Below are 25920 nucleotides of genomic sequence, written 5' to 3'. Positions count from 1 at the left end.
AGCCCGGCAGCGTCGCAAACCGGTCCGGCGGCTGTCACTTCCTGGCCGCGCCGGGTTCCCCGCTAATGGATTCCTGGTAGGCATCCGCGTAGGTGGGAGAGTCCTTGATCAGGTCGTCGCAGAACGCGGCGACGTCGGTGCCGATGACTTCCCTCCTGGAGCAGGAGGCCCTGACCTGCTATTTCGCGCCCGCGCTGGACGGGCGTAGACGTCCCCGGACGGTCTCTACAACCTGTGCCAGGTGGTACCCAGTGAGGGACCCAGGATCAGGACCGGAGCGTCTTCTGGCCCGTCGAAGCGGTATTGCAGGGTGTTCGGGGGTGTCTCACTCACGCCCCAGACCCTCTCACGTCTCACGGACGCCGCTATAACGGGGGAACGCCGGGTACCGTTCTGACCAGGTTGAAGGCCTCGCGGGCGGCATACCGCTTGAGGCATCGGATGATCTCGCGCCGGGTCTTGCCCTCCTGGGTGCGGCGTTCGTAGTACGCCTGGGTGCGCGGGTCGTGGCGCAGGCGGGTGAACACGATGCGGTGCAAGGCGGCGTTGGCCTGGCGGTCGCCGCCGTGGTTGAGCCGACGCGTGCTCCTACGGCCAGAGGAATACTCGATGGGGCTGACTCCGCAAAGGGCAGCAAAGGATGCCTCGGTGTTCAGCCGCTCGGGGTTGTCTCCCATGGTGATCAGCAGGGTGACGGCGCTGTCCGGGCCGATGCCCACCGGTACGAGCAGCTGTGGGGCGTGGTGTTCGACGAGCTGGGTCAGGCGTTGGTTCAGCGATCGCCAGGTTCGCGCAGGCGCCCGCGCAGGCGTGTTCGAGGGTGTTCGTCAGAGCCTCCTGCACGATGCGGTAGACCGTGAGCTGCACCCCGCTGTCGAGGGTGTCGATGTCACCGGCCGTACGGTAGACGACCTCCAGGCCGGCGGCGCGTACCCCTTCGCACAGCGCGTCGATGTCCGTGAGGCCGGGCTGCGGGCTCAGTTCGGGCTCGGTCGGCGGGCCGTCCGCCTCGCGCAGGACACCGAGTACCCGGCGCAGTTCGCTCAGGGCCTGGCGACCGGCGTCGCCGATGAGGTGCAGGGCTTCCTTTCCTCGCTCCGGGGCTGCGGCGGTGGCGTAGGGCGCCCGCGTCGGCGAGGGTGATGATGACGGACAGGTTGTGGCCGACGATGTCGTGCATCTCGCGGGCGACCCGCGTCCGCTCGGCGGCGACGGCGAGCCTGCCGCGCTGGTCGCGTTCGATCTCCAGCCGGGCCGCGCGGTCGCGCAGCCGCGCCAGCCGGGCCCGCCGGATGCGGATCACCAGGCCGAGGGCGAGGGCCGCGGTCGCCGTGCTGAGCAGGAAGAACAGCGCGTCCCAGACCGACACCGCGGTCGAGACCCGGGCTGCCACCAGGCCCAGCGCCCCCGCCGTGACCGCGCAGGCCCACGGCAGCTGCCGTAGCCGTCCGTGCAGGGGCAGGCTGTACAGGGCGACGAAGAGGGCGACGTCCGCACGGAGCGCGGCGCCGAGCGACCACTGGAGAACGAACACGGCCGTGACAGCGCCGAAGGCCACTGCGGGTGCCCGGCGTCGCCACAGCAGCGGCAGCACCAGCCCGGCCTGCGGGGCCGGCATCCCGACCACGGGCAACCGTGTGAACGCCATCCGGAAGCGGCGGGGTCCGTCACCGTCTCCGTCCCCGCCTGTCGCGCCGTGCAGCACGTCCGGCAGGCAGAACAGCAGACGACTAAGACCACCACCGCCGTGTCCAGCACCCATGGCCGGGCCCGGTCGGCATGCCGGAGCCGCTGGTCGCCCGGCTCAGCCGGGCGACCAGCGGCCCCATCCCGCTGAGGTCTTGAGTGGTCACGGAGGTCACCGCCCCGTGATGCGGGTAGCCGGTGATCAGACGTCGCTGCGCACCAGCCGGTAAGCCGCTCCGGCCAGCGCCATGACCGTCCAGCCGAGGAAGACCAGCAGCCCGGCGCCCGGCGACAGGGTGGTGGAGTCGTGGGTCAGCGCGAAGAGCGACTCGCCGGCGTGGCTCGGCAGGTAGGGGTCGATGTTCCCCTGCCACGAGCTGGGCAGCAGGGAGACCAGCCCGGGTACGAGCATGAGGGCGGCGACGAGCACCGAGATGCCGCCGGCCACCGAGCGCAGCAGCGCCCCGAGAGCGGTGCCGATCACGCCGACCAGGCCCAGGTACAACCCGGCGCCCAGCAGGCTGCGGACGACGCCGGCGTGCCCGAGGCCCATGGCGGCGGGCGTGCCGGACACGATCCGGCTGCCGACGAGGAAGGCGACGAACGCGCCGACGGTCGCGACCACCAGGGCGACCAGGCCGTACACCGCCGCCTTGGACCACAGCACGGGCAGTCGGCGTGGTACGGCCGCGAGGGTCGAGCGGATCATGCCGGTGGAGTACTCGCCCGCCGTGACCAGCACGCCGAGCACGCCGAGGGCGAGCTGGGCGAAGTTCGTGCCGAAGAGGGACAGGCTCGCGGCGGTCGCGGTGGCGAAGTCGCGGTCCATGTGCCGGCCGGAGGTCAGGTTGGACTTGTAGTGGCTCGCGGCGATGATGCCGAAGGCGACGAGGAACAGCAGGCCCAGGCCGAGGGTGATCCAGGTGGAGCGCAGGGACCAGAGCTTGGCCCATTCGGAGGCCAGCACGCGTCGGCCGGTCACCCGGTAGGTGGGTCGGGCCTGGGTGGACGGCGTGGTCTCGGGGGTCTCGGGGGTTGCCGTGAGGGTGCTCATGCCGCGCTCCCGGAGGTCTCGGTGCCGGTCGTGGTGCCGTGGTACTCCACGGCGTCCCTGGTCAGTTCCATGAACGCCTCCTCCAGCGACACCGTCTTCGTGGTCAGCTCGAACAGGGGGATGCCGTGCTCGGCCGCCTTCAGCCCGATCTCGCGGGCAGACAGCCCGGTGACCTGGAGTTCCTGGGATCCGATGCGACCGGTGATCTCCACGTCCGGCCCGGCCAGTACGTCCCGCAGCCTCGCGGGGTCGTTCGTGGCGACCTTCACGGTGTCGCCGCCCGCCGCGTCCACCAAGTCCTGCACGGTCGTGTCGGCCAGCAGCCGGCCGCGTCCGACGACGATCAGGTGGTCCGCCACCAGTGACACCTCGCTCATCAGGTGCGAGGAGACGAACACCGTGCGTCCCTCGGTCGCGAGGGAGGTGAGCAGGTTCCGGATCCAGAGCACACCCTCGGGGTCCAGCCCGTTGACCGGCTCGTCCAGCATCACGGTCTGCGGGTCGCCGAGCAGAGCGGCGGCTATGCCGAGCCGCTGCCCCATGCCGAGGGAGAAGGCACCGGCCCGCTTCTTCGCGACGCTGCCGAGACCGGCCAGTTCGATGACCTCGTCGACCCGGCGGGCCGGGATGCCGTGGGTGAGCGCGAGCGCACGGAGGTGGTTGTAGGCCGAGCGGCCCGGGTGGATCGACTTCGCCTCCAGCAGTGCCCCGACCTCCTGCAACGGCGCCTGATGGCGGGCGTAACGCTGTCCGTTCACCGTGACCGTGCCGCTGGTCGGCGCGTCGAGCCCGACGATCATCCGCATCGTCGTGGACTTCCCCGCGCCGTTGGGACCCAGGAAGCCGGTCACCGAGCCCGGCTTCACGGTGAAGTCCAGACCGTCGACGGCCGTCTTCTCCCCGTACCTTTTCGTGAGCTGCTGCGCCTCGATCATCCGGTTCTCTCTTTCGGACCACGGCGCCCGAAATGATGCGTGGCGCCTCCTCCGTCACGCTAAGCCCTCGAACTGCCGGATCCGGTGGTACCCGGGCGTGATCACTGACCGCCGAGTAGTACCGGGGTGCTAGACCTACCGGCGAAGTGCAGCTCGTCAGGTCACGGAATGCCAGCCCTGTCGGCGGCGGCTGAGCCAAGCGATGCCGAGAGGCCCCCCTCAGCGTTCCAGGCGGCCGACACCGCCCACCGGCGGTGCGCTCCTGGATGCTGGGTGAGCCTGCGACCGAAAGGGGCAGCACGTCCACACCTACGGACCTCGCGGTACCAGGGCTCTGACCAGGGAGAATGGAGAACTCTGGCTGGAGTACCTAGGGTCAGCGCGTGGCTTTTATTGTGGTGTGCGAGGATGACGCGGCGGTCCGCGACATCCTCAAGCGCGCACTCGAGCACGACGGCCATACGGTCGCCGTCGCTCCTACGGCGGACAGCCTGCTGCGGCACCTTGAGCCGGTCCCTCACCTGGTCGTCCTGGATCTGGGGCTCCCGGATGCTGACGGCCGCGACGTCTGCTTGGCGCTGCGGGCACGTGGCGTTGATGCCCCGGTGCTGATGCTCACCGCCCTGGACGGCATGCATCACAAGGTGGGCGGCTTCGAGGCGGGAGCCGACGATTACATGACGAAACCGTTCGACGTCCCGGAGTTGCTGGTGCGGGTCCGCGCCCTGCTGCGCAGGACAACCGCGACGACCTCGCCGAGAGGCGTCGTTCTCGATCCGGCGAAACATGTCGTGATCCACGGTTCTACGAGCGAGAGCCTGACGCCGACCGAGTTCCGGTTGCTGGGCAGGCTTATCGCTTCGCAGGGCGATGCTGTACGCCGCCACGCCCTCGTTGCTGCCGGCTGGCCGCATGGCGCGCAGGTCAGCGACAACACCCTTGACTCCTACGTTCGCCGGCTGCGGACCAAGCTCGGTGCGCTGGGAGTGGCCGATCGCCTGGCGACGGTCCGTGGGGTGGGTTATCGATGGGAGTGACGGGCTTCCGTGGGAGGGTCGTGGCGCTTGCGGTTCTGATCGCGACAGCGGTGGTCGCCGTGCTGGTGGTGGTCTCGCACGTGTTGCTGAGCCGGGTGACCGACGCCGACGCGAACGCTCTGGCGCACACGCGTGCAGAGGCGGTGGCGGCGAACGTAGCCGTACGCGGTGGCCGCGTCGTGCTTGTCGAGAGCGGCAACGAAGCGCTGGACACGGTCGCGTGGGTGTATGCCGATGGACACCTCGTTGACGGAATCGTGCCGGACAGCGTCCTTGACCGCGTCGAGGTGCTTGCCGGCTCCGGGCAGTCCCAGACCACCACGGTCGGCCGCTACCTTCTGCATGCCCAGCCGGTCCGGCTCGAAGGACACCGCGTCGTGGCGGTCGTGAGGGTGGATCTGACGCCGTACGAGACGTCGGAGCAGCGCAGCCTGGCGATGGCGCTCATGCTGGGCGGCGTCTCGATCCTGCTCGCGGGCGTCGTCGCCTACCTCATGGTGGGCCGTGCGTTGCGAGTGGTGCACGACATGGCCGCTCTGGCCGACGACTGGGGCGATCACGCACCCGGGCGCCGATTCGACCTCGGCGTTCCTCGCGATGAATTCGGGGAGCTGGGGCGAACTCTCGATCGCCTGCTCGACCGCATAGACAAGGCGCTCGCGGACGAGCGCCGGCTCACCGATGAGATCGCCCACGAGTTGCGGACGCCCTTGACGGCTCTACGGGGCGAGGCGCAGTTGGCGCAGCTCTCCGGTCACCATGTGGCACCGGAGTCCGTCCTGACCGAGGTCGATCGCCTGAACACGGCGATCACGACGATTCTTGGTGCCGCCAGGACACGGATCGACGGCGGCACCCGCTGCGATCTCGGGGCGGCGGCGCGGCAGGCGATCGCCGGCCGCTCCATCGAACTCGCCATCCCGGCCGATGTCGACGTAGCCGTGCCGACCGGACTCGTCGTGGCTGTCTTGTCACCTCTGCTGGAGAACGGCCTGCGGCATGCGCGCTCGCGCGTCTGGGTCACGGCGCGCATCCAGCCCCAGGACATCGTGATCGATGTCCTCGACGATGGTCCGGGGTTCGACCCGGCGGAGGTCGACCGGGTCTTCGAAGCAGGCGTGACCAGCGGCAACGGGCACGGGCTGGGGCTGGCCGTGGTAAGGCGTCTCGCCGCGTCCGCGGGAGTGGCAGTCCGTGCGATCGCGGATGGTCACGGTCGCGTCGAAGTGACCTTCCCCACACCAGAGGCGATCGCGTAGTCAGGTTGTGTGCAGGTTGTCCACACCAACCTCGTCGCATGACAACGACAAGCGAAGCCCGCACGCACCGCAGCGGGCGGCTGATGCTGAACAAGGTTCCCGAGGTCACCATCTGGTTCTGGGTGATCAAGATCCTTTGCACGACGGTCGGTGAGAGTTTCGCCGACTGGATCAACATGAAGCTGGGCGTCGGCCTGGTGAACACGGCCTGGATCTTCACCGCGGTGTTCGTGGTGGTTCTGGGCGTTCAATTGCGGCTGAAGCGGTATGCCCCCTTCCCGTACTGGCTGACCGTGGTCGTTGTCAGTGTCACGGGCACGCTGTACACCGACATCCTGACCGACCAGCTCAACGTGCCGCTGTGGATCAGCTCCGCGGTGTTCTCGGTGCTGCTCGCCGTGGTCTTCGGCGTGTGGTGGCTGCGCGAGCGCACTCTCTCGATCCACTCGGTCACGACGCTGCCGCGTGAGTCGTTCTACTGGCTCGCCGTTCTCGTCACCTTCGCGCTCGGCACCGCGACCGGCGACTGGACCCTCGAGCTCACGGGCTGGAGCCCGGGAGTCTCGGTGCTGTTGCCGCTCGGCCTCATCGCGGCGATCACGCTGCTGTGGAAGTTCGGCGCGAACCCGGTGCTGTCCTTCTGGCTCGCCTACATCCTGACCCGCCCGCTGGGCGCCAACATCGGCGACTGGCTCGCCTCCCCCAGGGTTGCTCAGCCCGGTGAGCCGACCGGCCTTGCGCTGGGCACCTTCACCACCAGCCTGATCTTCCTCGGCCTCATCCTGGCGACTGTCGTCTACCTGACGGTGACGCGCTCCGACGTGACCGAGACCTACGACGCCACGCACACCCCGCAGGTCACCGCCAACCCGCGCAGGGAGCGCATCGCGCTGGCGGGCTTCGGCCTCCTCGCCGTCGCCACCGGGGCCCTGCTGGTCTGGGCGCACAGCCAGCCGCACGCCGGCCCCGCGCCGGAGGAGGACACCACCTCCACCGTTCACCTCGCCCCCGGCCAGGCCGTGAAGAAGTTCCCGTCCAAGAAGGTCGACGCGCTGAAGGCACTCGCGTCGACCTCGCTCAAGGACGCCCAGTCGGGGAACGCGAAGGGGGCCCACGCAGCTGCCCAGTCACTGCGAGACCTCTGGGATGCCGACCAGGCATCGTTGCAGCCGCTGGACAACACCGGCTGGACGTTCATCGACGCCCAGATGGACCAGGTCCTGAAGACCTTCGGCATCGACCACCCGAACCCGCCGATGTCGCCGGCCGAGCAGGAGGCTGAACTCCGCACCCTGCTCACAGACATGCGCTGACGGACCTGATCGGCGGCGACTCCCCTGGGGCCGCCGCCGATCACGCTCTCGCGGTGCACGGGATCCACGACGCTGATGATCGCCGACGCGCCCACCTTCGACCAGGTGCTGCCCGAGCTGCTGCGCGTCACCGATGGCACGCACCCTGCTGGCGCACACGGAGGAACACGACCGCCACATCATCCCCACGACTGCCGACCTCGGCGGAGTAGGACCTGGGACTGCCTCATGACATAACGCTCGGCGTGCGAGGACTGCCGTCGATGACTGCGCCCGGGCGGCGAGCACCGGGCGCTGGGCGACAGGTTCTCGACCGGTCTGTCTGCGGCCGGCCGGCCTTCCTCAGCGCCCGTGGCGGAACCCGGTTCGCAGCCTGCACCACCGAGCACCGGCACCGGCTCAGGCCCTCGATCGAGCAGCTACCAGGGTTCCTGCTCCAGCCGGTAGCCGTGGCCCCTCAGGGTGGTGATCTGCGGCAGGCGTGCGGGGCGGGGGGCGGACTTCGCCGCAGCGGTGAGACGGCGGCGCAGGCCGGCCATCGTGACGTCGAGGGTCTTCGTGGAGCCGAACCAGTTCTCGTCCCAGACCTCCGCCATGAGCGTCTCGCGGGAGACGGCCTCGCCGGGGTGTCGGCCGAGCAGGGCGAGCAGTTCGAACTCCTTGGGGCGCAGCGGGACATCAGCGCCGTGCAGGGTACAGCGGCGAGCCGTCTCGTCCAGGACGAGATCACCGAGCATGACCGGGTCCGGTTGCGGAGAGGCGAGGGGCCGACGGCGCAGATGGGCACGGAGCCGGGCGAGGAGCACCGTCAGGCTGAAGGGTTTGACGAGGTAGTCGTCGGCCCCCGCGTCCAGGCCGGCGATGACGTCGATGTCGTCGGTGCGGGCGGTGAGGATGATGATCAGCAGGTCGGGGAAGCGGGCGCGCAGCGTCCGGGCGACATCGAGACCGTCCATGTCGGGCAGGCCCAGGTCCAGGAGCAGCACGTCGTAGGGTCCCTGCCCCGCCTCGGCGAGGGCTCCCGCCCCGGTGCGCCTCCAGGCGGGGGCGTAGCCGTTGCTGCGTAGCCCCGTTTCGAGGTGGCGGCCGATGGTGTCGTCGTCCTCCACGACAAGGACGTCCAAACGGCCCCGGTCCGGTGCTGCTGGTGTGCGCATGGTCGGCAGCGTACGGGCGGCGGGGCCGTTCGGTGTGTTCACAGGTCGCGCAGTTCCTCGACGGCCGGGCGTCGGGCCCGCCGCACTCCGTTCAGGGCGGCGGCGAGCACGGCGGCCACGGCGGCGGCCGCGGTGAGCGCCAGGTAGCCGCCCGGGACGGCGAGTGAGGCCGGAGGGGGGTCGAAGACGCCGGTGAGGACCTTGACCAGCATCTCGGACAGCGCCCAGCCGATCAGCGCACCACCTGCCAGGCCGCCGAAGGTCAGCAGGACCGCCTCGGTGAGCACCATGCCGCGCAGGTGGCGGCGCGTCGCCCCCAGCACGGTGGTGATCGCGAAGGTGCGGCGGCGCTCGGCGAGTCCGAGGGCGAGGACCAGGCCGCCGGCCCCGGCGGCCAGCAGGACCGCGAAGGCCAGCTCGATCCGGGTCAGGCCGGCCAGGTCGACCGAGGTCAGGCTGGTGCCAACGGTGCCCCGGGTCTGGGTGAGGTCGGTGACGGTGGCCGCTGCGCCCAGCTGCTTGCGCAGTTGTGCGGCCACGGTCTTCTGGTGGGTGCCGCCGGTGTCGACGAGGAAGGCGCCGACCGCGTCGCTGCCGGTCGCCTGGGCCACGTACGAGGCGTTGGCGACGAAGAAGCTGTCCTTCGGCGCGGTCGGGAACTCCTTGACGATCCCGGCGTAGTGGAACGGCACCGTGCGCAGAGTCTTCGTCTTGGCGTCCTGGATGCGCAGGTTGAGGTTGTCGCCGGGCGAGAGCTGGAAGTCCTTCACGGTCTCGGCGCTGACCAGGAGGTTGTCGGGGCGCTGGGCGAGGCGTTGCATCAGCTGCCGGGTGGTCCCGCCGGCGAAGTACGCGTCCTGAAGGGAGGTCGCCGAGGCGATGGTGTCCGGGCGTACGCCGTAGAGGTCCTGAAGGTCGGAGCCGACATAGGCGAACCGGTGCTGGAGCGGCTCGACGTGGCGGACGCCGGGGATCTTGAGGGCCCCGGCCGCGCTCGGCGGAGTCTGGGCCCCGGGCGGTTCGGTAACGGTGACGTCGGCGCCGTTGGTCAGGCGGGCGTCCACTTCCGCCTGCTGCTGGTACGTGGAGTTGAAGACCGACGTGGACACGGCGAACGACACCGCGAGTGCCAGGAGCACCATGGAACGGGCCAGCGTGCGGCGGCGCCGGGCGAGGACGGCCGCCGTCGTCCCGGCCAGTGTCGACGTCAGGGGACGCGCGAGCCTGGCCAAAACGGGGCGGCCGTGGGCGAGTGCCAGGAGCGTGAGCCGCCACAGCAGCAGAGCGGCCCCGATCCACAGCAGCGCCGGCCCCAGAAAGGCCCAGTACGACACGGAGATGCTCGGTACGCCCTCGGGAGCGAGGACGAGCGCGTACTGGTTGCCGGACGAGGCGCGGAAGACCAGCCATGAACCGATCAGCAGCATGAAGTCCAGGCCGATCCGCATCCACCAGGGCGAACCGGTGCGCCGGGCGCTCCTGCCGGTGTCGGCGACCGTTACCGTGCGCAGGTCGCGCACCGCGGGCACCAGTACCGCAGCGGCGGCGACCGCGGCGCCGATGGTGAACGCGACGGCGTACCAGAGGATCCAGGTGCCTGCACCGGCTCCGAATGAGACCGCTCCGAAGGCGAGTCGGCCGGTCAGCGCGGTGATGCCGAGGCCGAAGAGCCCGCCGACCACGCCGACGAGCGCCGCCTCCAGGCCCGCCAGCGACATGATCCGGCGGGGCGCGAGACCGCGCAGCCGCAGCAGCGCCTGCTCCTGGCGGCGCCGTTCACCGCCGGCGCCCGCGACCGCGGCGGTCAGCGAGGCGGCGAGAACCGCGCCGGGCACGCCGAGGAAGAGGAAGAGGATCTGCGCGTACAGGGCGTCCTGGCGGGCCGAGTCGAGTGCGGCGCCCAGGTTGTCGCCGACGAGCACCGAACCCGCGCCCCGGGCCTCCAGGTGGTGGGCGGCGCCGGTCACCGAGGTGAACGCGGCAGCCGGGTCGTGGGGCAGGGCGGCGTCGCGGGCGACGTGGATCTGTGTGGTCACGGAGGTGGCGCCCCGGGTCAGGGAGGTGAACCGCGCGGCGGGCAGGAGCAGCACGTTGTCGGGCGGTGCGACGGGCTGGGACTGGGTGGGCGCGCCGACTTTCTGGAACAGCGAGTCGGCCTGCGGTAGGTCGACGACCCCGTCCACGCGGACCTGGCGCACGCCGGTCGTCCCGGGCAGCTTGATGCCGACGGTAGAGCCGGGGGCCGCGTGCAGGTTCGAGGCGGTCTGCTGGGCCAGGAGCACGCCGGTGGGATGGCCGGTCAGGGAGCGGACCTCGCCGGGGAAGAGGGTGCGGTAGTTGTCGGGGAGGCCGAGGACGATGCCGGGGCCGGTGGTCTGGGTGCTGCCCTGTGTGGTGGCCGTGAAGCCGCTGGTGTGCGCGAAGCCGACCGGGACGGCCGCTCGTACGCCGGGCGTCTTGCGCACCAGGGACAGTGCCGCGTTCTGGTCGGCGCCGGGCTGCACCTCGACCTGCCAGTCCACGGCGACCGAGCGCACCGCGCGCTGCGTCATGGTCGCCTTCGACGCGGTCAGGAAGGAGCCGAGCGCGGCGACGAGGGCGACGGCGAGGGCGATCCCGGCCATGGCGGCGAGGAGTCTGCCGGTGCGGTGGCGGGCGAGACCGCTCGCCCATGAGCTGATCATGAGGGCTCTCCAAGACGGTGGGCGGTGTCCGCATCCACGCTGTCCGCGGACGTCAGCCGCCCGTCGCGCATGGTGTGCCGCTCGGTGAGGCGGGCGGCGACCGCCGGGTCGTGGGTGGTGACGACCAGGGCCGCTCCTGTCTCGTTGGCCGCGGTCAGCAGCGCGTCCAGTACGCGGCTGCCGGTGGCGTGGTCGAGGCGGCCGGTGGGCTCGTCGGCCAGGATGACCCGCGGTGCCTGCGCCAGTACCCGGGCGGCGGCCACACGCTGGGCCTGGCCGCCGGAGATCTCCTCCGGCAGCCGGTCGGCCAGGTCGGCGGCGCCCACCACGGCGAGCGCACCCAGAGCCGCTTCGCGGGCCCGGCCTTCGGGCACCCCGTCGAGTACCAGGGTCAGGGCGGTGTTCTCGACGACGTCGAGTGCCGGGATCAGGCTGTCCCCCTGGAAGACCAGTCCGATGTCCCGCAGCCCGGACAGCCCGGGCCAGGTCACCGTGCCACTGGTGGGCTGTTCCAGACCCGCGAGCAGATGCAGCAGCGAGGACTTGCCCGAGCCTGAGGGCCCGACGATCGCGAGCCGGTCCCCGGCGTGAATCCGCAGCCCGGCCCCGTGCACGGCGACGACCGCGTTCGGCCCGCGGCCGAAGGTGAGGGCGGCGTCCTGGCAGTCGATCAGTGCGTCAGCCGGAGACATGGCGTATCTCCCGAACGTTCGGGCCGGACATTCCGGCACTCGCCTCGGCGGTCTCCGTCGCCCGGCCGTCGTCCAGCGCGATCACCCGGTCGGCGATCCGCACCGCCTCCGCGCTGTGCGTGACGATCAGGACCGCGCAGCCGTCCTGGGCGCGGTCCCGCAGCATCTGCAGGACCAGTTGCTCGGTGCCACCGTCGAGTTCGCCGGTCGGCTCGTCCGCGAGCAGCACGGAGGGCGAGTTGGCCAGCGCGACGGCCAGCCCGGCGCGTGCCAGCTCTCCGCCGGACAGCTGCCGGGGCAGCGCGTGCCGGCGTTCCCACACCCCCACCTGTTCCAGCAGCGCTTCCGCGGACGCGGCGGGCCGGCCGCGTACCGCGCCCTGCGCCAGGCGCACGTTGTCGCGCGCACTGAGATGAGGCAGCAGATTGCGGGTCTGCAGCAGCACACCGATGTGCCGGGCCCGCAGCCGGGCGCGCTCGGTCTCGGGCCGGTGGCTGATGCGCACGCCGTCCACGTGCACATCGCCGCCCGAGGGCTCGTCGAGCCCGGCCAGACAGGACAGCAGCGTGGACTTGCCGGACCCGGACGGGCCCACCACAGCGACCGTCTCGCCGCGCGCCACCCGCAGCGACACCCCGCGCAGCGCTAGTGTCTCCTCCTCACCGGCCCTGAAGAAGCGGTACAGCTCGCGGGCGGTGAGCCCGTCGTCGTACGACGCTGCGGACATGCCGCTCACCGCCAGCCGAAGGAGTCGCTGACGATACGCCACGGGTCCACGTTGTCGGCGTTCACCGGACCGGACAGTGTGAGGTCCACCTCGTGGCCCTGCTTGTAGAAGGCGTACCGCTCGAAGGCGTCCCGCACGACCTTGCCGGTGACCGGGTCCGGGGCGGAGTCGCCCTGGTAGGTCAGCAGTACGGCGCTGCCCGACTTCCGCTTGACGACGGTCACCTTCGGATCCGCGAACTTCGGCACCTGGCTGCGCAGTCGTGGTATGACGGTGTTGGTCACCGAACCGGGCGTGGGCGCTGCCGGGGCGGAGACAGCAGAGATCTGGACGCGATTGAGCTTGTCCGTGAAGACGGTCGTAGTGCCCTTCACGGTACGGGCCCAGCCCTCGGGCACCTTCACCGTGAACCCGGTGAAGCCGGTGGACGGCTGGAAGGCGACGTACGCCTGGTTGTCGGGGATGTCGCCGGGAGGATTGGTCTCCGTGGGCGCCGCGTTCGGCCCGGACCCGGTCGACGACGACGTCGATGCCGAGTACGAACCGCCTCCGGAACCCGATCCTGCGTTGGAACACCCGGCGGTCACCGCCGCTGCGAGCACCAGCCCGACCCCGACGACGGCGGACTTCCGTACACATGTCATGGCCACTGCCCTCCACCAAATGCCTGGGACCGGACGGTCACGCTCCAGACGCTAGGAGGGATGCGGTTAACGGACCGCGCGCCGACGGTTAGACGACGGCAAAAGCGCGTGACGGGTCCCGTACGACCTGGTGGGCGGCCCGCATGATGAGGACATGAGACAGCGTGTCGTACGGGTGGCCCTGACCGCGGTCCTGGTCGCCCTGGTCCTGCTCGCCGTGCCCCTGGCCCTTGCCATCAGGTCCTCCCTGTACACCGGTCAGCGGGACGCGCTGGAACGGGCGGCCCTGGCCGCCGCCGTCCGGGTGAACCCTGACTACGCGGCCGGCGACCCTGCGGAGCTGCCAGCGCCCGCGGCCGGGCAGCGCCTCGGCCTGTACGATCCGCGGCTGCTGCTGCGCACCGGAACCGGGCCACGGACCGGCGACGACGCGGCGCGTCGGGCCCTGGACGGCAAGGTGTCCCGGTCCTCGTCGGGCGGTGAGCTGGTCGTGGCCGTGCCCGTCTCACACGCCGAGCAGGTCATCGGCGTAGTCCGTGCCTCCTTCCCCCTCGCGGACGTACGAGGCCGGGTGCTCGCCGGCTGGGCCGCCCTGGCCGGCGTGGCGGTGGTCGCTTTGACCGTCGCCGTTCTCGTCGCCCGCCGACAGGCGCGGGCGCTCGCCGCACCGCTGGAGGACCTCTCGCGGCACTGCCGGGCGGTAGCCGAAGGCGATCTGACCGCACGTGCCGCACCCAGTACCATCGCCGAGATCGACCAGGTCGCGCGCACCCACAACGACATGCTGCACAGCCTTACCGAACTCCTGCGTCACGAGCGGAACTTCACCGCCAACGCCTCACACCAGCTGCGCACCCCGCTGACCGGGCTCCAGCTCACCCTGGAGGCCGGACTCGCCCAGGACGACGCCCGGCCGGCGCTGGAGGAGGCCCTGGAAGCCACCCGCAGGCTGTACGAGACCGTGGAGGAAGTGCTCCGGCTGTCGCGCTCCGCCGGTCTGCCCCGGCCCACCGCGCCGGACAGGCCGGTGAGGGAACTGCTGGCACGGACCGAGGAGCGGTGGCACGGACCGCTTGCCCGCGACGGTAGACGGCTGGAGCTCGCCGTCCAGGACGTGCCGGACGATGTACGCGTCCCGGGCGGGCCCGTTGCCGAGATCCTCCAGGTGCTGCTGGACAACGCGCGCGTCCACGGACGTGGCACCGTGTCCGTCACCGTCCGGGATCTCGATGACGCCTTCGCCCTTGACGTCGCCGACGAGGGCACCGTGGACGACGATGGCGTGCGGTTGTTCGAGCGCGGCCACTCCGGCGGCGGTCCGGGCGCCGGTATCGGCCTCGCCTTCGCCCGCGACCTCGCCGTCTCTCTCGGCGGGCGCCTCTCGCTCGCGCGTGGCGCACCCACCACGTTCACGCTGCTGTTGCCCGTACGCCGGGAGCGGACCTGCCCTCAGGACGACGCCGGCCAGGGCAGGCGCTGAGAACGCGCCGTCCGCACGACCCGGGTCACGGCCGTCTTCTACAGCAGCCCCGTACGCCAGTACCGGCAGCAGCACATGCGGCTTGTCCGGCAGGGCCGCGTTGCTCAGCACCGCGCCGGCGCTGAGCAGCGGTGCCCACGCATTCGCGAGGGCCGGGACGGTGAGCGCGCCGACCAGGGTGGAGACGATCACGACGCCCGCCATGGTCGGCTGGTCACCGTGACGCTTGACGGCCCACACCCCTCCCCGGCCGCCCGCCGTACGTCCCGTCGCGTCGCCGCCCTGCTGACCGAATCCCGCGCGAACTCGCGGCCGTTCAACGTCCCGCTGCTGCCACTGGCAGCGACCGCCGCCGTGATCGGAGCCAGCGCCCTGTGCGCGTTCGCGGCCGTCCACGACCTGCATGTCCTGCTCGAACTCGCCGGATCCGACTGACCTCCCGCCCTCCGGGAAACTCACCCCGAGACACCGGGGACCCTCCCGGAGCAACCGCACTGCTGCGCCGGCGACCGGTGCGCTGACCGGGAGGCCGCCAGTCAGTCGCCCCTACTCACAGGTGCGGCTCGACGCCAATGCGCATTCAGCCTTTTGGTCTTGTGTGGCGATGCCGTCTGCGCGTCCGGCAGCGGTCGATACAGGAGATGGCGGGCGACGAGCTCCAAGGTCACCGCCACCGCAACGGACTGCACGGCCATGAGCGCGATCAGGACGAACAGCTGCACCGCTCCGGCCAGGACCGGACCGGCCCCTGCCAGGAGCATGCCGACGAACGCGCCGGGGAGCGTGACCAGTCCGACTGTACGGGTCTGGTCCAGGCCGGGCAGGAGAGCGTCGGAAGCCGCGGGGCGCGCTATTTCCATCCGTGCGTCCCGGTCGGCGAATCCCAGCGCCATCGCGGCTTCCACCTCGCCGTGACGCTGGGACAGTTCGTCAAGAGCACGGCGCCCGGCGAGTACGGTCACCGTGAGCGCGCCACCGATGAGAATGCCCGTGACGGGAATCAGGGCTATTCCCTTGAGCGGGACGAGTCCGGTCAGAAGGAGAGCCGTGACAACAGGTACTACACCGGCAGCGATCGGAGCTGCCGCCAGCCACCAGGTGCCGTTGCTGGTGAGTCTGCGTCCGGCCGTACGCACGGCCACCCCGTACATGAGGCAGAGGAACGCCAGCAGCCCCGGGAGCGACCTGACAGCCCAGGCGACGACCACCGAGACCAAGGCGAGCTGAACGGCGGCGCGGAGCCCGGCGACCAGGATCTCCAACGCCCGGCTCTTGTGGGGGTGCGGGTCGAGGCGGAACCAGCCCGCGACTGCGGCAGCCAGCAGCAGCAGAGCGGTGAGTAGGACGCCCAGGTCCATGTTGACCGGTACGAGAGATGCCGCACTCGACGTCACATTCCCCACCTCAAGGACCGTAAAGGCACCACTGCCCGGACCGTGGTGCCGGGCCACAAGAGAGTTCGGCCAGGCCGTCTGACCTTGCCGACAGCGGAGTCTACGTCGGTGCAGCCCGTCCGATCAGTCTGCAGAGGACTACTGCGGGGACGTCCTGGATCTGCCTGCTTCTGCCGGTCACGGGCTACGGTGGCTGCACGGATGTGGTACGCGGGCATGGTCGACGTCGGCCCGGACACCAGGCGGAGTCGGACGGTGCTGGGGCCGGTGAGGGCCGGACGTGTCCGTGGATCCATGCCGACGGCAGCGGGGCGGCAGACGCTGACGCAGCGGCCGGGTCACGACGAACGAGAACCAGCTTTTGACACGGAGCTCGCGCGCTACGGGCGCCCGGACGAGGCGGCGACACTACGTGCGCTCCTGCACGTAGGAGCCGTGATCGGCACAGCCGTCCAGGAGGCAGCCGAGCGAGACCGTGAAGCCATTGTCGCCGCTCGCCAGCGCCTTCTCGTCTTCCTGCGCCCGGCACCAGGCATGCGGCCTCGTCGTCATCAGCCACCGAGGCGAGGACAGCCATCCGCAGGTTCGCTGATGGCTGGCGATGCGCCGGCATCGGCAGGTACCAGTCGGCCTGCTCCCTCGGTCACGGGTCCGGACGTGAAACCGTTTCGGCGGCGTTGCGGCTGCCAGCCGTACCGTAGCCCCGCAGCGGAGGGCATTTGCAATGGACCGTCGGCTGGTTCCGGGGGCGGGCGCATTGCGCGGGTCGCAGCCGGACCACGGCGTCCAGTCCGCCGTCGGGTGCGGCGTTCAGTGTGACGTCGCCGCCGCTTGCGTGAGTGAGACGTTGAACCATGGGCAGGCCCAGGCCAGTCCCGTCATGGTGAGCATCGGAAGCACGCCAGAACCGATCAAAGGCTCGTTCCCGGTCGGTTTCGGTCATGCCTGCCCCTTGGTCGACCACATGCAGCTCGACCATCGGCTGCGTGCAGCCGCCGTTGGCGGGTGCGGTGACGGTAGCCAGGGTGATGGTGGTGCCTGGAGGGGACGCACGCAGTGCGTTGGACAGGAGATTGTCGATGATCTGCTCGAGTGCGCCCGTGACCGCCCGCACCTTGCCGACCGGCATGCCGGCCACGGCGATGCCGACGCGCTGGTCGCCGGCGAACGCCGCCCATATCGCCGCACGGTCGGCGACGACGGCGTCGAGGTCGACGGTCTCGGGTGTGATCGCCGAATTCTCCAACCGGGCAAGCGCGAGCAGCCCTTGGACCATACGGCTGAGCCGTCCCACTTCACCGATCGCATCGTTCAGGCTCGCCTGGGCAGAGGGCGCGAGGTGGGGTTCGAAGTTCTCCAGGCGCAGACGCAGCGAGGTCAGCGGGGTTTTCAGCTGGTGCGACGCCTCGGATGCGAATGCCTCCTGGGTGTGGAGCAGGTGCTGCAGCCGGGTTGCGGTGCGGCTGAAGGAGGCGGCTAGCCGACGCAGCTCCGGCGGCCCGCGGTCGGTGGCAGGCGGGTTGGTGAGGCGGCCGTCGGCAAGTTGTGCAGTGGCGTCTTCCAGGGCTCGCAGGGGCCGGGTGATCCAGCGGGCGAACACGAAACCGATCAGGGCGACCACGGCGAGAGCGCCCAGCCCGACGAGGGCGAGCGCCCCCCAGGTCGCGTGGATCCTCTGTGCGAGCGGAGCCAGGGAGTACAGGGACCGCACCACGCAGGGAACGGTGCCGCTCGACGTACCGGGGGCGGTCGCGAACAGGACCTTCCTGCCCGGGACAAGGTCTTCGCTGATGCCGGTGGAGGGTTGGTCGCGCAGTGCGGTGGCGATGTCCGGTTCGGAGGAGAGGTTCCTGCCCACGGCTGAGGCGGTCGCGGTATCGACGCGGACGATGCCCTTGCGGTCGGTCACCAGCACGGTACTGTCCGTGCGTCGAGCGTAGCTGTGGGCGAGGTCGGGAAGGTCCGACATCAGTCCGTGTTCCAGTTTCTCCTCGCATACGGCGGCAAGCGTCACGGCGCCCAGCTCCGCCGTGTGGGAAAAGCGGTTCAGCTCGCTTCGGGCGTAGAGGAAGCCGAACGGCACCTCGAGCGCGAGCAGGACGAGCAGTATGAGGCTGAGGTAACTGAGCAACAGGCGGCGGGTCATCGGGCGCCTTGCCACGGCCCGAACCCGGCTGCAGGACTGGCTCGGGGGCCTGTGGGCGGGGCCAGGCGGAATCCGATGCCGCGGATGTTCTCGATCCAGGAGGGGTCTCCGAGTTTGCGGCGCAGCGCGGCGATGTGTACGTCGAGGGTCTTCGTGGGGCCGAAGTAGTTCGGCTCCCAGACCGAGTCGAGAATCTGCTGGCGGGAGCAGACGGCTCCGGGATCCTCGGCGAGGCAGACCAGCAGGTCGAACTCTTTGGGTGCCAGGGCGATCGGCGCCTCGTGCACACACACCCGCCGCGTGCGGCGGTCGATGCTCAGGGGGCCGATCCGCTGGGCATCGCAAACGAGGTTTCCGCCGGAAAGGGACGGGACGGATCCGCCGTCGACGGGTACGGTCCGCGCTCGGCGTGTGACAGCTCGGATCCTTGCCACCAGCTCCCGGACCCCGAAGGGTTTCGACACATAGTCGTCCGCGCCCAGCTCCAGGCCGAGCACCCGGTCGACCTCGGAGTCCCGGGCGGTGATCATGATGATCGGCACCGAGGAACGAGTTCGCAGTGCCCGGCAGACATCGATGCCGTCCATGTCGGGCAGCCCCAGGTCCAACAACACCATCGCCGGCTCTGCCGCGGCCAGGCCATCGGCGCCGGTTCGCGCGTGTTCCACGGTGAACCCGAACCGATGCAGCCCTTCCACCAGCGGTTCGGCCACCCGGTCGTCATCCTCGATCAGCAAGACGTGCATGCCGACAGGTTCACAAACGGCAGACAGGTCGTGCGGCACAAACGCCGGTCCATTCCCCCGTCTCAGTGATTTCCGTCTTGCCGTGTGACGCCGAAGCAAGCACAGCCGTCAATGCCTCGGCGGTGGAAGTCCGCCGGATGGCGCACGCCGTAGGCCCAGGCCATGGAGAACGTCCAGCACAGCGATAGGGAATGGTTAGGTGATGGTTAAGAATCGGAGCGGCGAGCCACTACGACCACCGCCGACGGGAATCCACGGGGAATGGGTGACTACTACTGGCCAGCTGGGGATTCACGCCGAAGACGCATGTACCTGTCGGCCGTGGAGCGCACCTACGCACTGATCGTGGACAGGCTTCGCGGAACGAACGCGTGGATCGAAAGGTGACCCAATTTTCCGGCATTCGCATCAGCATGCTCGGGATCCCTTGTAATGGCGCTGGATTTTCGCTTACCCGCCGTCGTCTAGGGTCCGAAGTGCGGCCTGACCCACCGATGTGCCGCATCACGGAAATCCCCGACAACCGGAAATTCGACATGCCGATCCACACTGACACCTTCGTTAATCGACCCTCCCGTACCAGGCAGGGGCGGTGAACATGTCCGAGACGACGATCGACGAGTTGCGCTGGGTACGCCCGGATCTCGTGGAGCCCTTCAGGGCCGCACTCCCCGGAGCGCGGGCCACCGTGCTCGGCCGCCTCTGGGGCGCCTTTGCCCGGGAGCCGCTGCCCGGAGTGACCGCCCGCCATCGAGAGGGGGAAACACTGATCGTGACTCTGCGCCATGGCGCCCGGCTGGCGGCGGCCGACACGGATGCCCGGCGGTTCGCCGAAGTGCCCGAGGGCTTCACCGTGGCAGGGCCCGACGGAACGGTCCATGAACCGATAGAGCTGCTCGCGCAGTTGGGACTGCATACGTCTGGCGCCCAGCGACTCGCGGCGGAGCTCGACAACAGCGTCGTGAACCTCGCCCTGGCCCGCGCGGCGAACGCCCAGGGGCCCACTGCGCCGCGTGATTCCGTCGATGCTGAACAGGCAGTGGTCGACGGCCACCCCCAACACCCGTGCTGCCGTACCCGTACGGGCATGTCCGTCGCCGAAGTGCTCGCCTACGCGCCCGAGCACCACCCGGTGATCGACCTGGCGCTGCTGCCTGTCCCCGCCGACCGCTGGCAGGGAACTGGCACATGGCCCGCTGAACTGCAGGACGGCGACACACATCTGCTCCCGGTCCACCCCTGGCAGCGCAACCACGTACTGGTGCGCCATCCTGAGCTCACCACGACCACGCGTACCATCCCGGCCCGTCCCCTGTTGTCGCTGCGCACCGTGGCGCCGCTGGCCGACTTGGCGGGCTGCCACATCAAGACCGCGCTCGATGTACAGGTCACGAACTACCGCCGCACGATCTCCCCCGTAGAGGTGGTCGACGGACCGCCGCTGTCGGAGCTGGTCTCGGCGGTCATCGACAAGGCCGGGTTCGGCGAGAGCCTGCGCGTCCTGCGCGAACTCGGGGGTGGGGCCGTACGCGTGGACGGGCAGGCGTCCGCGAGCCTGGCCGCGATGCTCCGGGAATCCACCGACTCCCACCTCGACGCCGGTGAGATCGCCGTACCGCTGACAGCCGTGCATGCCACCGGCGCCGACGTCGTGGCCGGGGATCCCGTGCGCTGGCTGGCGGACTTCGCCGAACTCGTGCTGCCCCCGGCGTTGACGCTGCTGTCCATGGGAGTGGCGCTGGAGGCCCATGGCCAGAACACCCTGGTGGTACTGCGCAACGGACGGCCGGTGCGGGTGCTGTACCGGGACCTGGACGGGGTGCGGATCAGTCCCCTCAGGCTCGCTGCCTGGGGATTCACTCTGCCGCCCCTGGCCGGCACCCGCGCCGGCGACGACATGGACACTCTGCGCACCAAACTGTTCGGAGGACTGCTCAGCGGTGTGTTCAGCGAGCTGGTCGACGTCCTCGCCCGGACCCGGGCGATCGACCCCGCAGCACTGTGGGAAACGGTGGCCCAGGTCGGCCGCCGCGTATACGCCGACCTGCCGGGCACGGGGGACGCGTCAGCCTTCTTCGGCGACACCCTGCCACTGAAGGCGACCATCGCGATGCGTCTGGCAGACGACCCCGGCACGGCGCAGTGGACCGCCATCCCCAACCCCCTCGCCCGGCACAGCTGACCACCCCGGCGTCCCGACGCACCACTCATGCACCCCTTCCCGCGCACCGGAGCTTCCGCATGACCACCCCCACCACTGCCCCCACCGTCCCCGAAGCCGTCCCTGCTACTGGGGCGCACGACGATCAACCCACGCAGACCGCCGACGCCGTCACCGTCCACACCCTGCTCAACTGCCTGATCCGCGAGGTCTGCGCCCCCGAGCACCAGGTGACCGTCGACCACGACCACCTCCTGCTACGCCTGGCCCGCAGCGGACTGCTGCTGCGGGCGCGGTTGCGCCGAGTCTCGGTGATCGGCGCACACCGGTTCCAAGGCGCCGTCCAACGGCTTGACGACACCGCCTGGGTCACGGTGGGCTGGCGCGAACTGGCCGGGTACATCCAGGAGGAACTGCACCTGCGCACCGGCGTGACGAACGGGGAATTCCTGGACCAGGTGGCCGACAGTCGCGAGACCATGCGCACCGCACTGGAACGCCGTGCCCGCGGGGTGCCGCAGCAGGACCTCTACCTGACGTCGGAACAGTCCCTGGTCTTCGGCCACCGCTTCCATCCCACGCCCAAAGCCCGTACCGGCGATCCGGCCGACTGGCTGGCGTACGGACCGGAGACCGGCGCCCGCTTCCGCCTGCATCACCTGGCGGTACGCCGCCACCTGGTGCAGGAGGAGGGCGACCTGCGCGCACTCGACGCACTGTGCCCGCCGACCGACCCCGACTTCGTGACGCTGCCGGTGCACCCCTGGCAGTTCCGGCTGCTGAGCCGGCACGACCGTCTGCGTGCGGCGATGGCGGCGGGAGAGGTCCTGGACTGCGGCGCGAGCGGTCCCGAGTGGGTTCCGACCGCGTCGGTACGCACGCTTTACCAGCCCGAATCCGACACGTTTCTGAAGTTCAGCCTCAACGTCCGCCTGACCAACTGCGTCCGCAAACACGCCAGTTACGAACTGTCCGGCGCCGTCGCGCTGAACCGCCTGCTCCAGCCCGTCATGGACCGGCTCACCCAACGCTTCCCCGGATGCGCGCTGCTCGCCGAGCCCGGCTACCGCACACTCGCCGCCGACGGCGACACCGCACTGCTGGAGGGCTTCGGTGTCATCGTCCGCTCCGGCCTGCGCCCCCACCTGCGCCCAGGAGTGACACCCCTGCTCGGCGCCGCGGTCGCGGACGAGTACCCCAACAGTGCCGCCCACGTCTCCCACCTGCTGGCCCGGGGCGACGGGGACGTCCTGGCCTGGTGGAACACCTACCTGCGACTGCTGCTGCCCCCCGTGCTCGCCGCCTACTTCGAACACGGCGTCGTCCTGGAACCGCACCTTCAGAACGTCATCGTCGGAGTGAACGCGAACGGCACACCCGCGCACATGCTCTTCCGCGACCTGGAGGGCACCAAGCTCCTGCCCCACCACCACGCACATGCGCTCGCCGACCTGCCCGAGGACGTCCGCGAACCGCTCACCTACGACGCCGAACGCGGCTGGAACCGGGTCGCCTACTGCCTCCTGGTCAACCACGTCGCCGAAGTGCTCGGCGCCCTCGCCGACCTCGATCCGGCACGCGAGCCGGCGCTGTGGGGCCTGGTCCGCGACCATCTCGACGCCTACGCCGACAGCGTCGGCAGGCCGCCACGCCTGCGCGCCCTGCTCTGCGGAGTGCCGCTGCCCGCCAAAGCCAACCTCCTTCTGCGGTGGGCCCGCAAAGCCGACCGACACGCCACCTACGTGCCCCTGACCAGCCCACTCGGCGCGGACTTCCCCCGCGAGGTGACCCTATGAGAGCCGCCCTGCTGCACCACGTCCACCAGCTCGCCGACGACGACCTGCCCGCCTACCTCTACGACCTGCCCGGCCTGCGCCGACACGCCGGCGCCATCCGCGCCGCCCTGCCGCAACGCGTTGAACTGCTGTACGCCACCAAGGCCAACTCCGACCCCCGACTGCTGCAGGCCCTCGCCGAGCACGTGAACGGGTTCGAGGTGGCCTCAGGCGGCGAGATCCGCCACATCCGCGGCCTCCTGCCCGACGCGCCGATCGCCTTCGGCGGACCCGGCAAGACCCCGGCCGAACTGGTCCAGGCCCTGGACGCCGGTGCCGAACGCCTCCACATCGAAAGCGAACATGAGCTGCGCACCCTGACGACGGTACTGGGCGACCGCACCGCCGACGTCCTCCTGCGCGTCAACGTGCCCGTGGCGATCCGGTCGGTCGCGCTGGCCATGGGCGGCGGGCCCAGCCCCTTCGGCCTGGACCCCTCCCAGCTGGACCGATGCCTGCACATCATCGCCGCCGACGGGCGTATCCGGCTGCACGGGCTCCACGCCCACCTGGCCAACGGCCTCGACGCGCGCGCCCACCTGGCCCTCGTCGACCAGGTCATGGGCTGGGCAGACCGCTGGGCGCACCACCGAGGGATCACCCTGAGCGAGGTCGACATCGGAGGCGGAATGGGCGTCGACTACGCCCACCCCCGCGACGTCTTCGACTGGCCGACCTTCGGGATCGGGCTGCGCCGGACGCTGGAGCGCCATCCCGACCTGACACTGCGAATCGAACCGGGCCGCTCGGTCACCGCCTACTGCGGCTGGTACGTCACCGAGGTCCTGGACATCAAGTTCAGCCGCGGCGAGGCGTTCGCCGTCCTGCGCGGAGGCACACACCACCTGCGCACCCCCGCCGCGAAACAGCACAACCAGCCCTTCGAGGTCATCCCCGACGACTCCTGGCACCAGCCCTGGACCCGCCCCGAGGCCCGCGACGAGCCGGTGACCCTCGTCGGACAACTGTGCACGCCCAAGGACGTCCTGGCCCGCCGCGCCAGGGTCGACCGGCTGCGGGTGGGCGACCGGATCGCCTTCGCCATGGCAGGCGCCTACGCCTGGAACATCTCCCACCACGACTTCCTCATGCACCCCCACCCGACCTTCCACCACGTCGACGACGCCGACACGCCCATCGCCGGTGCCTGCGCCTTCCAGACGGCATGAGCACGGACCGCCAAGCCGGCGCACGGAGGGCAAGCAAGACTCCAAGCACGGCGCTCGCCACACTGGCCGTCCGACCCTTCCGCCGCTATCTGCTCGGCCAGTTGACCTCCAACGTGGGCACCTGGATGCAGCGTGCGGCCCAGGATCTACTCGTCCTCCACCTCACCGGAAACAGCGGCAGCGCGGTCGGTGTCATCACCGCGCTGCAGTTCCTGCCCCAGACGCTGCTCGGCCTGACCGGGGGCGTCCTCGCCGACCGGTTCCCCAAGCGCCGGCTGCTGCTGATCACGCAGACCGCCATGGCGGTGCAGTCCCTGCTGCTGGGACTGCTGACCGTCACCGGGGCAGTGAACCTGTGGTCCCTGTACGCGCTGGCCCTCGCCCTCGGCACCGCAACCGCCGTGGACAGCCCCGCCCGCAACGCCTTCATCTCCGAACTGGTCAGCCGGGACCGGGTGCCCACCGCGGTCAGCCTGAACTCCGCCCAGTTCAACGTCGCTCGCATCCTCGGCCCTGCCGCAGCGGGCCTGACCGTCGCCGCCTTGGGTACCGGCCCGGTGTTCCTCATCAACTCCGTCTCCTACCTGGCGGTCCTGTACGGCCTGATCACCGCCCCGACCGGCGCACCACACGAGCACAGCGGGCCTCAGCACCGTGGTCCACGGCTCACCGAGGCGTTCCGCCACATCACCACAACCCCGCAACTGCTGTTCGCGATCACTCTCATCGCCGTCGTCGGCGCCTTCGGCCTCAACTTCCAGGTCACCATCTCCCTCGCAGCCATCAGGGTCTTCCACTCCGGCGCAGCCGCCTTCGGCTACCTCTCGGCCGCCTACGCGGCAGGCAGCCTCATCGGCGCCGTCCTCACGGCCCACGGCGGTCAGCCTCCCACCGCACGCCGTCTGGTCACCGCAACCACCGTCTTCGGAGTACTGGAAGCCGCGCTGGGCGTGATGCCCGGCTACGGCACCTTCATGGCGCTGCTGATCCCCACCGGCTACGCCGCGGTCACCGTCACCACCACCGCCAACGCCCTGGCCCAACTGCATACCGAACCGCACCTGCGCGGCCGCGTGCTGTCCGTCTACTTCCTCGTCCTCCTCGGCGGCACCCCCATCGGTGCCCCCCTCGTCGGCGTGGTCTCCGACGCCTTCGGCACTCGCTCGACCCTGATCCTCGGCGGCATGCTCTCGGCATCTTCCGCGCTCGCCCTGTCCCCGTTGATCACCAAGCGCCAGCCGCTGGACAGCCCGAGACAGGCTGCCGGACCGATCGCCGCAGCGCTGCCCGGCACACCATCGGCCAGCACATCCGGCACGGCCCCCTCCACCCGGGCCGCGCCCTGAGCACGGCTTCTTTCCAAATTTCCGCTCTCCTCAAAATCCAGAGCGCGACACACCAACAGGCTTGTCCGCTGACGCCGATGGGGCAGGACCATGGTGGGTGCCGAGCGGCAGTGCGCCCGCCCACTCACCCGGTCGGAGCGACGGCAGGCCGCAACTGCGGCTCCGGCCCGGGCCTGGGCCCCACTCGGACCGCCCGCTCCCAGGCCGCTTGGGCTCGAAAGCCGACATCGGTTGCGACACTGCCCGTCGGGACGGCGGGCTGGTAGTGGTCGACTGCGTCGGTCCGTTTCAGCGGGGTGATCACGAAGCCGCGGCCGTACGAAAGCGCCACCGCCTTCAACGCCACCCACGCCAGCGGCCCCAGAACACCCGCCGCAGGGACGAGCACCGCCGGCGGAACCGGCAACTCTGCAGCCCGACCGGCACGCGCCCCGGCCGCTCTCGCCTGGAACGCA

General features: G+C 70.4%; 20 protein-coding genes and 3 pseudogenes. 9 read left to right on the top strand and 14 right to left on the bottom strand.

The annotated features are described in order from the left end of the window. Window positions 1-34 precede the first annotated feature (34 nt). The 5 genes and pseudogenes from IE217_RS18880 to IE217_RS18860 form a co-directional block, all read right to left on the bottom strand. Window positions 35-151 (bottom strand): annotated as a pseudogene (locus IE217_RS18880) (DUF1048 domain-containing protein); the annotation flags it as partial. 214 nt (window positions 152-365) lie between these two features. Further along, a pseudogene (locus IE217_RS18875) lies at window positions 366-776 on the bottom strand (transposase); the annotation flags it as partial. A 21-nt stretch (window positions 777-797) separates the two neighbouring features. Next, a pseudogene (locus IE217_RS18870) lies at window positions 798-1829 on the bottom strand (sensor histidine kinase); the annotation flags it as partial. A gap of 59 nt (window positions 1830-1888) precedes the next feature. Beyond that, window positions 1889-2740 (bottom strand): ABC transporter permease, encoded by an 852-nt coding sequence (locus tag IE217_RS18865; RefSeq protein WP_190179060.1) that lies wholly within the window; start codon window positions 2738-2740, stop codon window positions 1889-1891. Beyond that, window positions 2737-3675 (bottom strand): ATP-binding cassette domain-containing protein, encoded by a 939-nt coding sequence (locus IE217_RS18860; RefSeq protein ID WP_190179059.1) that lies wholly within the window; start codon window positions 3673-3675, stop codon window positions 2737-2739. Before IE217_RS18860 ends, IE217_RS18865 begins: the two co-directional genes overlap by 4 nt. 383 nt (window positions 3676-4058) lie before the next feature. On the opposite strand from IE217_RS18860, the gene IE217_RS18855 reads away from it, so the two are divergent. From IE217_RS18855 to IE217_RS18845, 3 genes are read left to right on the top strand one after another with little or no spacing between them, the layout of a single operon-like run. Beyond that, entirely contained in the window at window positions 4059-4712 is a 654-nt protein-coding gene (locus IE217_RS18855) for a response regulator transcription factor (RefSeq protein ID WP_190179058.1), read from the top strand. A 20-nt stretch (window positions 4713-4732) separates the two neighbouring features. After that, window positions 4733-5971, top strand: a complete 1239-nt coding sequence (locus IE217_RS18850; protein ID WP_229865383.1) for a sensor histidine kinase — start codon at window positions 4733-4735, stop codon at window positions 5969-5971. 38 nt (window positions 5972-6009) lie between these two features. After that, window positions 6010-7284, top strand: coding sequence for a COG4705 family protein (locus IE217_RS18845; RefSeq protein ID WP_190179056.1), 1275 nt, complete (start codon window positions 6010-6012; stop codon window positions 7282-7284). A gap of 419 nt (window positions 7285-7703) precedes the next feature. Here the strand turns inward: IE217_RS18845 and IE217_RS18840 are convergent, their stop codons facing one another. From IE217_RS18840 to IE217_RS18820, 5 genes are read right to left on the bottom strand one after another with little or no spacing between them, the layout of a single operon-like run. After that, a complete protein-coding gene (locus IE217_RS18840; protein ID WP_190179055.1) occupies window positions 7704-8441 on the bottom strand; it encodes a response regulator transcription factor in 738 nt (245 codons plus the stop codon). A gap of 38 nt (window positions 8442-8479) precedes the next feature. Beyond that, window positions 8480-11125: an ABC transporter permease gene (locus IE217_RS18835; protein ID WP_190179054.1), complete on the bottom strand. Its 2646-nt coding sequence runs from the start codon at window positions 11123-11125 to the stop codon at window positions 8480-8482. Next, window positions 11122-11817 carry an ABC transporter ATP-binding protein gene (locus IE217_RS18830; RefSeq protein ID WP_190179053.1) on the bottom strand — a complete coding sequence of 232 codons (696 nt, stop codon included), beginning with the start codon at window positions 11815-11817 and terminating at the stop codon, window positions 11122-11124. The genes IE217_RS18835 and IE217_RS18830 overlap by 4 nt, the downstream gene beginning before the upstream one ends. Next, window positions 11804-12544 (bottom strand): ABC transporter ATP-binding protein, encoded by a 741-nt coding sequence (locus IE217_RS18825; RefSeq protein ID WP_190179052.1) that lies wholly within the window; start codon window positions 12542-12544, stop codon window positions 11804-11806. Before IE217_RS18825 ends, IE217_RS18830 begins: the two co-directional genes overlap by 14 nt. 5 nt (window positions 12545-12549) lie before the next feature. Next, window positions 12550-13188 (bottom strand): hypothetical protein, encoded by a 639-nt coding sequence (locus IE217_RS18820; RefSeq protein WP_190179051.1) that lies wholly within the window; start codon window positions 13186-13188, stop codon window positions 12550-12552. A gap of 154 nt (window positions 13189-13342) precedes the next feature. On the opposite strand from IE217_RS18820, the gene IE217_RS18815 reads away from it, so the two are divergent. Further along, on the top strand, window positions 13343-14668 hold the full coding sequence (locus IE217_RS18815) for a HAMP domain-containing sensor histidine kinase (RefSeq protein ID WP_190179050.1): 1326 nt from the start codon (window positions 13343-13345) through the stop codon (window positions 14666-14668). Window positions 14669-14887: 219 nt separating this feature from the next. Then, complete coding sequence (locus tag IE217_RS18810) at window positions 14888-15103, top strand: hypothetical protein (protein ID WP_190179049.1); 216 nt, start codon at window positions 14888-14890, stop codon at window positions 15101-15103. A gap of 101 nt (window positions 15104-15204) precedes the next feature. On the opposite strand, the gene IE217_RS18805 is transcribed toward IE217_RS18810, so the two are convergent. The 4 genes from IE217_RS18805 to IE217_RS18790 form a co-directional block, all read right to left on the bottom strand. Further along, window positions 15205-16026: an ABC transporter permease gene (locus IE217_RS18805; RefSeq protein WP_190179129.1), complete on the bottom strand. Its 822-nt coding sequence runs from the start codon at window positions 16024-16026 to the stop codon at window positions 15205-15207. A 444-nt stretch (window positions 16027-16470) separates the two neighbouring features. Beyond that, complete coding sequence (locus IE217_RS18800; protein ID WP_190179048.1) at window positions 16471-16614, bottom strand: hypothetical protein; 144 nt, start codon at window positions 16612-16614, stop codon at window positions 16471-16473. 91 nt (window positions 16615-16705) lie between these two features. Next, window positions 16706-18208, bottom strand: a complete 1503-nt coding sequence (locus IE217_RS18795) for a sensor histidine kinase (protein WP_190179047.1) — start codon at window positions 18206-18208, stop codon at window positions 16706-16708. Then, entirely contained in the window at window positions 18205-18954 is a 750-nt protein-coding gene (locus IE217_RS18790; RefSeq protein WP_190179046.1) for a response regulator transcription factor, read from the bottom strand. The genes IE217_RS18795 and IE217_RS18790 overlap by 4 nt, the downstream gene beginning before the upstream one ends. A 598-nt stretch (window positions 18955-19552) precedes the next feature. On the opposite strand from IE217_RS18790, the gene IE217_RS18785 reads away from it, so the two are divergent. Genes IE217_RS18785 through IE217_RS18770 form a run of 4 tightly spaced genes read left to right on the top strand, consistent with a single transcriptional unit; the run spans window position 19553 to window position 25465 of the window. Then, window positions 19553-21136: an IucA/IucC family protein gene (locus IE217_RS18785; protein ID WP_190179045.1), complete on the top strand. Its 1584-nt coding sequence runs from the start codon at window positions 19553-19555 to the stop codon at window positions 21134-21136. Between the two features lie 59 nt (window positions 21137-21195). Continuing rightward, window positions 21196-22911: an IucA/IucC family protein gene (locus IE217_RS18780; RefSeq protein WP_190179044.1), complete on the top strand. Its 1716-nt coding sequence runs from the start codon at window positions 21196-21198 to the stop codon at window positions 22909-22911. Next, a complete protein-coding gene (locus tag IE217_RS18775) occupies window positions 22908-24119 on the top strand; it encodes a type III PLP-dependent enzyme (RefSeq protein WP_190179043.1) in 1212 nt (403 codons plus the stop codon). Before IE217_RS18780 ends, IE217_RS18775 begins: the two co-directional genes overlap by 4 nt. Beyond that, entirely contained in the window at window positions 24116-25465 is a 1350-nt protein-coding gene (locus tag IE217_RS18770) for an MFS transporter (RefSeq protein ID WP_190179042.1), read from the top strand. Before IE217_RS18775 ends, IE217_RS18770 begins: the two co-directional genes overlap by 4 nt. Window positions 25466-25920 lie beyond the last annotated feature (455 nt).

Source organism: Streptomyces naganishii JCM 4654, from assembly GCF_014650575.1.
Taxonomy (GTDB): domain Bacteria; phylum Actinomycetota; class Actinomycetes; order Streptomycetales; family Streptomycetaceae; genus Streptomyces; species Streptomyces naganishii.
Note: the sequence above shows the minus strand (reverse complement) of the source record. Positions and strands in the feature narration are given on the sequence as shown.

Coding starts and splice junctions, on each gene's coding strand:
- IE217_RS18845 (WP_190179056.1), top strand. CDS start 6,010: ATGACAACGACAAGCGAAGCCCGCACGCACCGCAGCGGGCGGCTGATG.
- IE217_RS18780 (WP_190179044.1), top strand. CDS start 21,196: ATGACCACCCCCACCACTGCCCCCACCGTCCCCGAAGCCGTCCCTGCT.
- IE217_RS18815 (WP_190179050.1), top strand. CDS start 13,343: ATGAGACAGCGTGTCGTACGGGTGGCCCTGACCGCGGTCCTGGTCGCC.
- IE217_RS18865 (WP_190179060.1), bottom strand. CDS start 2,740: ATGAGCACCCTCACGGCAACCCCCGAGACCCCCGAGACCACGCCGTCC.
- IE217_RS18835 (WP_190179054.1), bottom strand. CDS start 11,125: ATGATCAGCTCATGGGCGAGCGGTCTCGCCCGCCACCGCACCGGCAGA.
- IE217_RS18805 (WP_190179129.1), bottom strand. CDS start 16,026: ATGGACCTGGGCGTCCTACTCACCGCTCTGCTGCTGCTGGCTGCCGCA.
- IE217_RS18830 (WP_190179053.1), bottom strand. CDS start 11,817: ATGTCTCCGGCTGACGCACTGATCGACTGCCAGGACGCCGCCCTCACC.
- IE217_RS18785 (WP_190179045.1), top strand. CDS start 19,553: ATGTCCGAGACGACGATCGACGAGTTGCGCTGGGTACGCCCGGATCTC.
- IE217_RS18800 (WP_190179048.1), bottom strand. CDS start 16,614: ATGACGACGAGGCCGCATGCCTGGTGCCGGGCGCAGGAAGACGAGAAG.
- IE217_RS18795 (WP_190179047.1), bottom strand. CDS start 18,208: ATGACCCGCCGCCTGTTGCTCAGTTACCTCAGCCTCATACTGCTCGTC.
- IE217_RS18790 (WP_190179046.1), bottom strand. CDS start 18,954: ATGCACGTCTTGCTGATCGAGGATGACGACCGGGTGGCCGAACCGCTG.
- IE217_RS18775 (WP_190179043.1), top strand. CDS start 22,908: ATGAGAGCCGCCCTGCTGCACCACGTCCACCAGCTCGCCGACGACGAC.
- IE217_RS18820 (WP_190179051.1), bottom strand. CDS start 13,188: ATGACATGTGTACGGAAGTCCGCCGTCGTCGGGGTCGGGCTGGTGCTC.
- IE217_RS18840 (WP_190179055.1), bottom strand. CDS start 8,441: ATGCGCACACCAGCAGCACCGGACCGGGGCCGTTTGGACGTCCTTGTC.
- IE217_RS18770 (WP_190179042.1), top strand. CDS start 24,116: ATGAGCACGGACCGCCAAGCCGGCGCACGGAGGGCAAGCAAGACTCCA.
- IE217_RS18860 (WP_190179059.1), bottom strand. CDS start 3,675: ATGATCGAGGCGCAGCAGCTCACGAAAAGGTACGGGGAGAAGACGGCC.
- IE217_RS18825 (WP_190179052.1), bottom strand. CDS start 12,544: ATGTCCGCAGCGTCGTACGACGACGGGCTCACCGCCCGCGAGCTGTAC.